This is a genomic window from Priestia sp. FSL W8-0524 (assembly GCF_038005965.1).
In the GTDB taxonomy this organism is placed as follows: domain Bacteria; phylum Bacillota; class Bacilli; order Bacillales; family Bacillaceae_H; genus Priestia; species Priestia zanthoxyli.
The window spans coordinates 2165376-2177204 of the sequence record NZ_JBBOUG010000001.1 but is presented as its reverse complement, the minus strand read 5'-3'; the positions used below and the strand labels follow the sequence as shown (position 1 = coordinate 2177204).

Here is an 11829-nt window from a genome sequence, read left to right as displayed (position 1 = left end):
CATCCGTAATTCCACTATAGCTCATTTTTATTGCTTCAACAAAATTTTATCTCTTCTTTCATCAATAAAATTTTTGCCTGTTTCACAAACGAAAAAACACACCTATAAAACAAGGTGTGTTTTTTGTATTAATGATGGTGCTGCGCGTGGTGAAGGCTGCTAATCACAAATTCAGGCTCTGGAACGTGGAAATATTGAATCCATACGCCTTCTAAAAATTTCTCGCGTTTATCTAAAACGATATCGATATCTTTATCTGTTTTTACGATTTCATCATGTTCAGTCGGCGTATCGAATTTCCAATCATAATGCGCATGATCACCGTGGTCGATAGTTACATATACACGGATCATTTTTCCTTGACCTTCTGGGCTAGCCAAGGCATTTTTTAATACTTTTGCTGCGTTTCGATTAATTTTTACTTCCATTTCGAAAACTCCATTCTGTAACTTAGTATGTAAAGTATTTTCGCAAACTTAAACGAAAAAGAGAAATTTTTTGCCTGACGCTCCGTATAGAGTTGCTTCATTACAACATAATACGCTACACTACACCATATTGAATGAAAAAGGAGCGTATCATAAATGAAGATCGTTATTTTAGGTGACACTCATATCCCCAAAAGAGCGAAACATTTTCCAAAGAGACTCCTAGCCGAACTGAAAACAGCTGATGCGATTATTCATACCGGAGATTTTCAAACGATAGATGTCTACAATGAACTGCGCGTTTTTGCTCCTTTACACGGCGTGATTGGAAATGTGGACAGTGAAGAGCTTCAGCAAGTACTTCCAACTTCATTACTTCTTCCGTTTGATGATGTTACGATTGGCGTAGTCCACGGTCATGGCAAAGGAAAAACGACTGAAAAACGTGCACTTTTGGCATTTGAACATCAACAAGTCGATGCAGTAATTTTTGGTCATTCTCATATTCCTGTTCATAAACAAATTGGTGATATTACATTGTTTAATCCAGGTTCCGCTACTGACAAGCGGCGTCAAAAGCAATTTTCGTTTGGACTGCTGTACATACAAAAAGACACGCTGCACTTTGAACATGTTTTTTATGATTCTAAAGACTAAAACAAGAGGGGACTCTTGTTTTAGCACTTTTACGTTTACGTTGTGTGGTCTAAATGAGCGATATATTCGTGAAGCTTATTTTCTTCATAGTCGTTCAAGTCATGCATCGGAATAACCTGCTGAGTTTGAGGATCCGTTCCTCTTACTTCCGCAATTTTTACTCCTTCTTTATAGATATTAAAAATATCTTTTTCTTCTCCGCGCTGAACCTTTTCTGTTTCAAACATTGAAAAAGACTTGCTGTTTTTACTTTCTTCCATTAAAATCACCTACTTTTTTTATCGTACTCTTATCTTTTCACTCCCATTGTTAATTATGTATACACTCGATGACTAAAGGAATATGAAGTCTTGCCGATAGAAAGGAAGTGCACGATCACTTTTAACTACAGAGAGAGAGGCTACATAGCATGGAGAGAGTAAGAAAAAAAAGGTCCCTTAATAACTTTAAGACAAAGCTGGTGCTAGCATTTGCAGCGATCTTATTAGTGCCATCTGTTACGATAGGTGTATCAGCTTACATAACAGCGAAACATGAAATTGAAAACCAAATTATTAACACAGCACAGCAAAATGTACAGTCCATTAATTCAGTGATTGACGATACCATTGGACCCAAAATTCATGATGTAGAGTTTTTTGCATCAGTGGTAAACAACGAGCGCTACAATGAAAAAGATATGGCTACTTTAAGCAAAGATTTTAACTTATATGCTTCGCTTCATCCAGAAGCCGTCAGCATTTTTACAGGAAATCAGCAGGGGAAGTTTATTCAAGCGCCTAAAAAAGTGACACAAGCAGGCTATGATCCCAGAGAACGAGATTGGTACAAGCTAGCCATGCAGAACAAAGGGAAAACAGTTGTCACTGAACCTTATCCCTCAGCCTCTACAGGTCAAACCGTTATTACTGTAGCAAAAACAACGGCGGATGGCACAGGGGTTATTGCTTTAAATTTAGATATAAGCCGCATCAATAAAGCTGTCAGCAAAGTGAAAATCGGAGAAAAAGGATATCCATTTCTTTTAGATGGAGAAAGAAAATATATTGTTCACCCTACGGAAAAAGCAGGTACAAAAGCAACAGATTCTCTTTTTGACAAGCTTTATGCAAAGAGATCCGGATTCTTTGAATATACCTTTAACGGTGATGAAAAAAAGATGGTCTTTACGACAAATAAAACAACGAACTGGAAAGTTGCAGGCACTATGTATTCATCAGAAGTGAGTGAAGCAGCACATCCTATTTTTTACAAAACACTATTTATTATTGTAGTTTGTCTGATAATCGGGAGTCTTACCATTTTTGTGGTGTTACAATCGATTATTAAACCGCTCAAACAGCTTAAGAATCAGGCTCTAAGCGTTAGTGAAGGAGATTTGACAACAGCGATTACCGTCAATTCAAAGGATGAAATCGGTGAGTTAGGGTATGCTTTTAGTCAGATGCAAAACAACCTTCGTACATTAATTCAAAATGTTGAAATGAGTGCAGAACAAGTGGCTGCTTCTTCAGAAGAGCTAACGGCCAGTTCACAGCAAACGAGCGCTGCGACTGAACAAGTATCGGTTGCGATACAAGAAGTGGCTTCTAGTGCGGAAAAACAAACGGCTGTTATTGACCAAAATGCAGCTTCTTTAGATGAGATTGTACAAGGAGTTTATACGATTGCCAAGCGTACAGAAACTGTTTCTCAGCTATCAAATCACACAACGTCTGAAGCGGTAGAAGGTGGAAAAGCTGTGAGAGAAACGGTCGAACAAATGGAATCCATTTCTCAGTCCGTCGAGCTATCTAATACAACGATTCGTACTTTGTTTCAACGTTCAAAAGAAGTTGGAACCATTTTAGAAGTAATCAGCGGCATTGCTGCTCAAACAAATTTACTAGCCTTAAATGCTGCAATCGAAGCGGCACGAGCTGGGGAACATGGAAAAGGTTTTTCTGTTGTAGCAGCGGAAGTGAGAAAGCTGGCAGAACAATCACAAGTTTCTGCGTCTCAAATTTCTGAGCTTATTCAAGCTATTCAACAAGATACTCAGGAATCTGTACATACAATGGAGCAAGTTACAAACAAAGTTGAAGAAGGACGAACAATTTCACAAACGGCTATTCAAAAGTTCGAACAGATTCTAAGCAGCATGAATGAAACGACTCCGCAAGTAGAAGAAGTGGCTGCGACTGCTCAGCAAATTTCAGCAGCGGTTGAAGAAGTGGCTCGTACAGCAGGTGAAATGGCAATCCTTGCTAAAGGAAATGCAGCTACATCTGAAGAAGTGGCTGCATCAACTGAAGAGCAGCTGGCTTCAATGGAGGAAATTGCTGTTTCCGCACAATCTCTGTCTCAAATGGCAGAACAATTAACAGCGCTCATCAGTAAATTTAATTTGTAAACTTTCGTCAAATCGTCATAGACCTCTTTTATATTGGAAAAAGTAGAACATACACACACGAAAGAGGTGAAAGTATCTGATGGAGCAAACAAAAATGACCTTTGAGCCAGCTTCAATTAACGATGATATGCATGCGAAGCTTAAACAACTAGAAGAGCAGTTTCAACAAACGTTGGGAAAAAGAGTAGCTTTAGTTGCATACGAAGCTGAAAAATAAAAAAACAAAAAAAGAAAAGACCTAGGTCTTTTCTTTTTTTGTTTCAATAAGGTTAACATACATTAAATTACAAGCTTTTTTCATATACTTTCTCAAAATAAGCTATAATACAGTGTAAAAATACACTATATTAGTGTTATTTCACCTTTTGTATGGTATAATTTCACAGAAATAAAGAAAGGAGCTTACAGTTTGCGATGAAGAAAAACCTGTTGTTAGGATCTTTTTTATCTTTTTATCTAGTAGGTTCGTATACCTCATATCATATCTATAAACAGCAGCAAACCCGTCCTGTAACGGAGGATGTTGCGCAGCTTCTTCCTACAAAAGTCAAAGAAATAAAGCATGGAACCACTGAAAAACAGCTGAAAAATTGGGTAAAAACCGCTTCACAGCATCATGAAAAAATAGCGATTTCAGGCATGCAGCACAGCCAAGGAGGGCAGACATACTATCCTAATGCTATTTTACTTGATATGAAGCAGTACAATAAAATTATAGATTACAAGCCCCGTCAAAAAGAAATTACGGTTCAAAGCGGGACAACGTGGAATGATATTCAGCAATATATACATAAAGACGGTCTTGCTCTTAAAGTTATGCAATCACAAAATATTTTTACCGTTGGAGGTTCTATTAGCGTGAACGTACACGGCAGAGATATTCGATACGGTTCTTTAATGGATACGGTCAAATCTATGCGTCTCCTGCAGGCGGACGGATCTATTATCGAAATTAGCCGGACGAAACACCCCGAGCTGTTTTCTTTAGTAAACGGAGGCTACGGGTTATTTGGGGTCATTTTAGATGTGACGCTTCGTTTGACGGACGATGAATGGTACGAAGATGAAATTATTCGCTTAGATTATAGGCAGTATACAGCGTATTTTAAAAACTACGTACAGCATAATCCTGACGTTCGTATGCATATGGCGCGTATTTCCGTTTCTCCTAATCAATTGCTAACAGATATGTACGTCACAAACTACCGTTTATCTTCTCAAAATACTTCTACTGCAAACGAACCGCTCAAAACAGAAAAAATAGTGGCACTTCCTAAATTTATGCTAGGGCTGTCTCGGTATAGCGACTGGGGCAAAGATATGCTGTGGGAAACACAAAAGGCTTATTTCTTAAAACAAAATGGACGGCTTGAAACAAGAAATAATGTTATGCGTTCTGAAAGTGATTTTATGGAATACGAAAGTGCTAGCCGGACGGAAATTTTGCAAGAATACTTTGTTCCAGTTGATGAATTTGCTTCTTACATCGATGATTTACGTCAAGTGTTATCAACTGAGGAATTAAATTTATTGAACATTACCGTTCGCTATGTAGAGAAGGATAATAAAGCCGTCATGTCTTATGCAAAAGACGATATGTTTGCTCTTGTTTTACTTATTAACCAGAAAAGAGACAATCAAGGCATCTCTGATACACAAAGAGTTGTCCGAAAAATGGTGGATGTGACGCTGCAGCATCAGGGAAGCTATTACTTGCCTTACTACGGCTACCCAAGCAAGAAGCAGTTAGAAGAGGCTTACCCTCATACAACCGCCTTTTTTAATTTGAAAAGAAAATATGACCGGAACGAAACGTTCGTTAATTTATTTTATAAGGAGTATGGAAAATGACGTACAAACAACTCTTACATTCACAAAGCCTGATGATTACCGCAAGCAGTATTGTGTTTCCTTTTTACCTTTTATTGCTTCGAAATCTTGGCGATAGCTATTCACAATTTGGCTTAGCTTACGGAATTTTTGCTTTAACCGCAGCTTTGAGTCATCCGTTGATCGGTTCATGGAGTGACAGAGTAGGAGAAAAGCGCTTGCTTCTTTTATATACGTTTGGGATGGCCGTTGTTATGATTGTGATTCCCGTTTTAACAACGATCACACAGGTGTATATCATTCAAATTATAATGGGTCTGCTTGGAGCTCTTCAAAAAACAGCAGAAAAAATAGCGTTATCTAGGCAGACAGATCGTGCTCACACAGGAAAACAAGTAGGACACTATCATTTATGGACCTCTATATGGGCAGCCTTGGCCGTTATTGCAACAGGGTATATCATTGATTTTCTGACAATCGGAAGCCTTTTTTACATCACTTCGTTTATGTACGTAGCGGCAGGGGTATTAATATGGCAAAAACCAAAAACAATCGAGCTTGAACGCCACCATTCGCTGTAAAAGCATATATGGACAGGTCACCTGAATTTTTTAGTTCGTACAGTAAGATACTATAAAAAATTTATGTTCTCCCGATATAAGTACTGAAAGGAGAAACGTTTATGCAAGGTATAAGTATATCAGGGCAAGATGCATGGTCTTCTATTATAGTATCGTTCGCTATTTTCATCATTATATGGGGTCTGATTCCAGGCTTAACTATAAAGTATGTATGTAAAAGTCAAACACTAGGTATAGCAAGTTTTTTTATCGGTATTGTCTATGGAGTTAAAGCGGGTCATTTTCTTATTTAAATACGGTTTAGGTTAAATAAGGAAGCTTGGACCGCTATTAGCTAAGTCGGAGTCCCTTTTGTTTCCTGTTATTTTTTTAGAGCAATTCTCCATAATAACAGTTAAAGAGGTGAATCCGATGACAGATAACAATGTTGGGTTTGGAGTTAGCGGAAGCGAAGAGACTAGAAAAAAATCTACTGTTTCTAGTAAAACTCCTATATCTAATGATGTACAACAAAATCAAAAACAAGATAACTACGAAAAGCTTAGCCATCAACTAAATTCATTATCTGATGATGAATTTAGAGCAGATCGTGATGAAGATTAAGGGCTACCTATCAAAAAACAATATTTAAATTAAATAAAGTATTATGAAAGTAAACTAAGTGGATTCCATGACTTTAACGTGATAGCATTAAGTACTGGTACAAACATACCACTTGACTATTTTGACATGCTATCTTGTCGAAGTTCTTAGTTATTTCTTTGATAACTGAGAATTCATTTGTAACCTTTAAGTAGAGATATAAAGGTAATCCTTCACTTTAATAAGTGAAGGATTTTTTTTCATTCCGTAAAAGTTTTGCAATTGTTTGGATTAATAAGAATAAAACAGATACATTGTATACAATGTAAACGTCGTCATGTATAATGTAACTTATTCTTAGTTGAAAACTTGAATGAGCAGGACAGACATACTCGAGATAAGCGGAGGCATACACCGGTGTCTAAAAAAATACATGATTTTAATGATATTATCCGAAAGCTGCGCAAAAAACTTTTTGGAAAAGGTCCAGAACGAATTCATACTGTATTCGTTCAAAACATGGCTATTTCAACTTTGTACGGCAACTTAACGTCAGCTGAACAATTTATCGCGAGAACAACCGAAGGTAAAGAGACGGTACATATGGCAAGAACGAAGCTTATTCAAAACCTTTATGCTTCATCTCCTCCAGAAGGACTTGAAGACTTGTTAGGAGCTAAGCTGAACTATTTATTTTCCGATATCAAAGTGGAAGAAGATATCGCCGTTTCCGTATTTGTGTTTGAAACCAATATTCAGTAGAAGAACAACGCAAAATACATAATTTAATTAAATGAAAGAGAAGTAGGATCTGCTTGTTTTTTATTTAGTTTTATTATAAATAATGATGACTGATATACTGTAAAGAAAGTGCAGGATTATTAGGCAGCATTCAAAAACCTTGTGTAAAAGGTGTTTTTGAGTGCTGCCTTTTTTAATTAAGGAGGAGTTTTATGGCATTTCACAAGCCGGATAAAATGTTAAACATCGCTTTAGAAGCGGGGGTTTCAAAGACAAAGTTATCCCTTTCTTCTATTCTTATGCTTGGGTTTCTAGGAGGCGCATTTATTGCGCTTGGTTTTTTACTAGATGTGCGCGTCATTGGTAATTTACCAGCTGAATGGGGAAGTTTATCAAATCTTTTAGGAGGGGCCGTCTTTCCTGTAGGTCTTATGCTGGTAGTACTTGGCGGAGCAGAGCTCATTACGGGGAATATGATGTGTGTCTCCATTGCCCTGTATGCAAGAAAAATTTCGCTTCGTCACTTGCTTCATAACTGGTTTTGGGTCACGCTTGCTAACTTTTTAGGTGCCGTATTTATTGCGTATTTCTTTGGACATATTGTCGGGTTAACAGAAACGGGGCCTTTTTTAGATAAAACGGTAGCAATTGCTCAAGCTAAAATTGACGACTCATTTTTAAAAACGCTTATTTCTGCCGTGGGCTGCAACTGGCTTGTATGTTTAGCTATTTGGCTTTCATACGGCGCTGACGACGTTACGGGGAAAATTCTTGGTATTTGGTTTCCGATTATGGCATTTGTTGCGATTGGCTTTCAGCACGTTGTAGCCAATATGTTTATTATTCCCGCCGCTATTTTTGCAGGTCATTTTACATGGATTGATTTTATGACAAATATTATCCCTACCTTTATTGGAAATATGATAGGTGGAGCTGTATTTGTAGGCCTTATTTATTTTTCTTCTTATCAACAGAAACAAAAAGAACGATTAAAAAAAGCTTCTTAATCAGGATTTATCAGTTGTCATTAAAAAAGCAGTCTCTTAGTAAAGAGGCTGCTTTTTTGATAGTGAAAGGTGAAAAAATGTACTTTTAACAATTTATGTATGATAACATATAAATCGATTAGAATATGGTACCATGAGCGTTTGAATCCACACTATTATTTTCATAATAATATTATGGTTAACTAGATGTTGATTAATACATTCGCAATTGAATATCTAGTACTACTTACTGTTTTATATGATTCATATGCAAATCATATTTAATAACTTACTAACGCTAACGGAGAGTGAAAAAATGAAGTTCATGCTTGCTGTTTTATTGATTATACTTGGTAGTATTTTAGTTGGTTTGACTAGTAACAGTCTAGGGGCGACAGGTAATAACATCATGCACTTAGCTGGAATTGGGTGCCTTATAGCAGCTATTTTTATAGCAAAAGGCAGAAAAGATACTAAACGCCGTACAAAAAGGGAATGCGATGTTTAATCACGCATTCTTTTTTGATGTGAGCAGCTCTAGGCCTTTGTCGTCCACTTTTTCTTACGATTATTATAAAATAGAGAATAACAGCTATACATACAGCAGTAAGGTGGTATTTAACAATGAAACAATTCAACAAAACAATCGGTATTGCAGCGCATGTGGATGCAGGGAAGACTACGTTTTCGGAGCAGCTTCTTTACCACACAAAAAGTATTAAAAAGCGAGGAAGAGTTGACCACAAAGACTCGTTTCTTGATACTCATACGATTGAGAAAGAACGGGGCATTACGGTATTTGCTGATCAAGGAACTTTTTCATATAACGGTTCTACTTATTATTTAATTGATACGCCTGGCCACGTCGATTTTTCACCTGAAATGGAACGTTCTATTCAAGTGATGGACTATGCGATTGTTATCTTAAGTGCAGTAGAAGGAGTTGAAGGCCATACAGAAACGGTTTGGCAGCTGCTTCAAAAACATCGTGTGCCCGTATTCTTTTTCATCAATAAAATTGATCGTGTAGGAGCAGATCCTGAACGTGTTATAAACGATATTAAACATAACTTAACCGCTGATGTTTTTGACATAACATCAGATCTTATAGATGGTTCGTTAAGTGAGGAACTTATTGAATTTATAGCTGAAAAAGATGAAGAGCTTTTGGATGCATTTATGGAAGGCAAGAATGATCAAGCTTATTGGAAAGCGGCTATGCAAAAGCTTATTCAAGCCAATCAGATTTTCCCGTGTGCTTGTGGCTCAGCTTTGCAAGACATCGGTATTGAAAGTTTTTTAGAAAAGCTCGATTTGCTATCAGAAACTCACTACTCGCAGGAAGAAGCATTTTCAGGGCGTGTATATAAAATTCGGCACGATGAAAACGGCATGCGCATCACGTTTATCAAAGCTCTAAGCGGGACACTGCAAGTGCGTGATGAAGTGGCTTATGAAAAAAACGGAGAGCTATACGAAGAAAAAATCACTCAAATTCGTGCTTATAACGGAAGCACATTTAAAAACGTAAATGAAGGTTCAGCCGGCGAACTTTTTGCAGTTACAGGATTGACTTCAGCATCCGTTGGAGACGGTCTTGGAACGTTAAAAGAAAGCCGCTCCTACGAACTTTTGCCTACGTTAAAATCAAAAGTTGTTTTTGAGCCTTCTGTTCATCCAAAAGAAGGAATTAAACTTTTTCAACTATTAGATGCCGAAGATCCTTCTTTACATGTGACGTGGGAAGAAAGGACTCAAGAGCTTCATATTCATGTGATGGGAGCCATTCAGCTTGAAGTTCTTGAAAAACTGATAAAAGAACGTTTTAATATAAACGTACAGTTTGAAGAACCAGAAATTTTGTACAAAGAATCCATTGAAAATACAGTGATGGGCTACGGGCATTTTGAACCGTTGAAACACTATGCAGAAGTTCACTTGAAAATAGAAGCAGCGGAACGAAACAGCGGAATTACCTTTGAAAATGCTTGTCACGCCGATGATTTATCCGTTGGGTATCAAAATCTAGTCCGTCAGCATATATTTGAAAAGCCGCATCACGGTTTGCTAACGGGGTCGCCTCTTACTGATTTAAAAGTGACGTTGTGTATCGGACGAGCTCACAACAAGCATACAAGCGGTGGAGATTTTAGAGAAGCAACGTACCGAGCATTACGACAAGGGTTAGAAAAAGCCAAAAGTATTGTGCTAGAACCGTATTATGACTTTAAAATTAAAGTGGATATTGATCAAATGGGGAGGGTATTAGCTGATGTTCAAAGCGCACACGGCCGCTTTGATTCTCCTGTAACAACCGAAAACAAAGCGATTATTACAGGGAAAGTTCCTGTTGCTACTTTTATGAACTACGGTTCGACGCTAGCATCTTTTACGCACGGAAAAGGAGCGATGTCTCTATTATTCGGAGGGTATGAACGTTGTCATAATGAAGAAGAAGTTATTGAACGAATCCGCTACAATAAAGAGGCAGATCCGGAATACAGCTCATCCTCTGTCTTTTGCGCCAAAGGACAGGGATATACGGTTCCTTGGAAAGAAGCAGAAGAAAAAATGCACTGTTTATAAAAAGCACTGTAGCAATTGCTACAGTGCTTTTTCTCCATACCTTACCTTTACAATAAAAACCACATTATAGTATAGTTTACTTATATTTCTAAAAAATGAGGTGATAGAAACGTGGATGCTACTGTTAAAACAACTAAAAGCGGGATAATAGGTGGGGTTCTTGGAGGAATTTCACTTTTATATGTCATTATTAATACTTTATTGATCCTTAACTTTTTTACAGGACTTGTTGCGGCTGAAAAGCTTCAAGGCCTTCCTATTATCGCACCTATCTTTTTAGTTCCGCTCATGGTTGTTCCTGCAATTATTGGTTTTTTTATAAAAAAAGACAAGCTCTGTCTATGGGCGATTATTTTAAATATCATCTTGTTTCTTGTACCAATTGGCTACCATGTCATCGGTACGTTAGTATTCGGTCCTTAATCAAAAAACGAACAAACTTCAATATAAAGTTTGTTCGTTTTTTGATATCACATAACCACTATTGAGCCGGAGCAGTAGCTGTACTGCTGTTTTCGTCTTTTACCATCATCCTTACACCTTGTACAACCGCAATTCCTTCCCACTTATCAAGATCAGGTTCGAGAAATTCTAAAGCAAACGTGTGTGGACGTAATGACAGAAACGAAGAAAGTGTGCGGACTTGAATGACAGGAACGCCGGAACGCAAAACGTCAAATTTACGATCTGTTATATTCCCCGTAATTTCATATGTATCGCCGTCGTTTCTAATATAAAGATACTTCTTTTTAAAAAAAGTGAATTTCCGTTGAATCATTCCAACTTCATTTCCGTGGTGATCTGAAATAATCAGCTTTGGCATAAGGGCAAACATTTTAGATTTACCTGTAAACACGGTCTCTTCGTTTTTCAAAATCTCAAATTTATTAGCAATAGATAACTTATATGCGACATTTCCAACAATGTCTTGTGATTCATTATAAATAGGAGATTCACCTAATTCGAAAAACTTGTCTTGCAAAATAATTCCTTGTTTCTCCATCTAAAAACCTCCTTTAGAATATATTACCATATCTTACACCTTT

Annotated in this window: 15 protein-coding genes; 12 read left to right on the top strand and 3 right to left on the bottom strand. The window is 37.3% G+C overall.

Annotated elements, in window-relative coordinates; genetic code table 11:
• Positions 1-128 precede the first annotated feature (128 nt).
• On the bottom strand, positions 129-428 hold the full coding sequence (locus NST66_RS10925) for a hypothetical protein (RefSeq protein ID WP_049164677.1): 300 nt from the start codon (positions 426-428) through the stop codon (positions 129-131).
• Between the two features lie 156 nt (positions 429-584).
• Here NST66_RS10925 and NST66_RS10920 point away from each other — a divergent pair, with 156 nt between their 5' ends.
• Entirely contained in the window at positions 585-1085 is a 501-nt protein-coding gene (locus tag NST66_RS10920) for a metallophosphoesterase family protein (protein WP_340843315.1), read from the top strand.
• Between the two features lie 35 nt (positions 1086-1120).
• Here the strand turns inward: NST66_RS10920 and NST66_RS10915 are convergent, their stop codons facing one another.
• On the bottom strand, positions 1121-1345 hold the full coding sequence (locus NST66_RS10915) for a hypothetical protein (RefSeq protein WP_014459961.1): 225 nt from the start codon (positions 1343-1345) through the stop codon (positions 1121-1123).
• Positions 1346-1494: 149 nt separating this feature from the next.
• Here NST66_RS10915 and NST66_RS10910 point away from each other — a divergent pair, with 149 nt between their 5' ends.
• From NST66_RS10910 to NST66_RS10860, 11 genes are all read left to right on the top strand, one after another.
• Positions 1495-3477 carry a methyl-accepting chemotaxis protein gene (locus NST66_RS10910; RefSeq protein ID WP_340843314.1) on the top strand — a complete coding sequence of 661 codons (1983 nt, stop codon included), beginning with the start codon at positions 1495-1497 and terminating at the stop codon, positions 3475-3477.
• A gap of 79 nt (positions 3478-3556) precedes the next feature.
• Complete coding sequence (locus NST66_RS10905) at positions 3557-3694, top strand: hypothetical protein (protein ID WP_014459963.1); 138 nt, start codon at positions 3557-3559, stop codon at positions 3692-3694.
• Positions 3695-3891: 197 nt separating this feature from the next.
• Positions 3892-5328, top strand: a complete 1437-nt coding sequence (locus NST66_RS10900) for an FAD-binding oxidoreductase (RefSeq protein WP_340843313.1) — start codon at positions 3892-3894, stop codon at positions 5326-5328.
• A complete protein-coding gene (locus tag NST66_RS10895) occupies positions 5325-5888 on the top strand; it encodes an MFS transporter (RefSeq protein ID WP_033579062.1) in 564 nt (187 codons plus the stop codon). Before NST66_RS10900 ends, NST66_RS10895 begins: the two co-directional genes overlap by 4 nt.
• Positions 5889-5989: 101 nt before the next feature.
• On the top strand, positions 5990-6181 hold the full coding sequence (locus NST66_RS10890; protein WP_028413263.1) for a hypothetical protein: 192 nt from the start codon (positions 5990-5992) through the stop codon (positions 6179-6181).
• Between the two features lie 118 nt (positions 6182-6299).
• A complete protein-coding gene (locus NST66_RS10885) occupies positions 6300-6491 on the top strand; it encodes a hypothetical protein (protein ID WP_033579060.1) in 192 nt (63 codons plus the stop codon).
• A gap of 396 nt (positions 6492-6887) precedes the next feature.
• A complete protein-coding gene (locus NST66_RS10880) occupies positions 6888-7232 on the top strand; it encodes a DUF2294 domain-containing protein (RefSeq protein WP_034266345.1) in 345 nt (114 codons plus the stop codon).
• A 191-nt stretch (positions 7233-7423) separates the two neighbouring features.
• Complete coding sequence (locus NST66_RS10875) at positions 7424-8218, top strand: formate/nitrite transporter family protein (protein WP_328153490.1); 795 nt, start codon at positions 7424-7426, stop codon at positions 8216-8218.
• A 295-nt stretch (positions 8219-8513) separates the two neighbouring features.
• The gene (locus tag NST66_RS10870; RefSeq protein WP_033579057.1) at positions 8514-8705 is read left to right on the top strand and encodes a hypothetical protein; all 192 of its coding nucleotides are present in this window, start codon (positions 8514-8516) and stop codon (positions 8703-8705) included.
• A gap of 116 nt (positions 8706-8821) precedes the next feature.
• Entirely contained in the window at positions 8822-10783 is a 1962-nt protein-coding gene (locus NST66_RS10865) for a translation factor GTPase family protein (protein WP_328153491.1), read from the top strand.
• Between the two features lie 111 nt (positions 10784-10894).
• A complete protein-coding gene (locus NST66_RS10860; protein WP_047750914.1) occupies positions 10895-11206 on the top strand; it encodes a hypothetical protein in 312 nt (103 codons plus the stop codon).
• Positions 11207-11264: 58 nt separating this feature from the next.
• On the opposite strand, the gene NST66_RS10855 is transcribed toward NST66_RS10860, so the two are convergent.
• Entirely contained in the window at positions 11265-11786 is a 522-nt protein-coding gene (locus tag NST66_RS10855; protein ID WP_034266323.1) for a hypothetical protein, read from the bottom strand.
• Positions 11787-11829 lie beyond the last annotated feature (43 nt).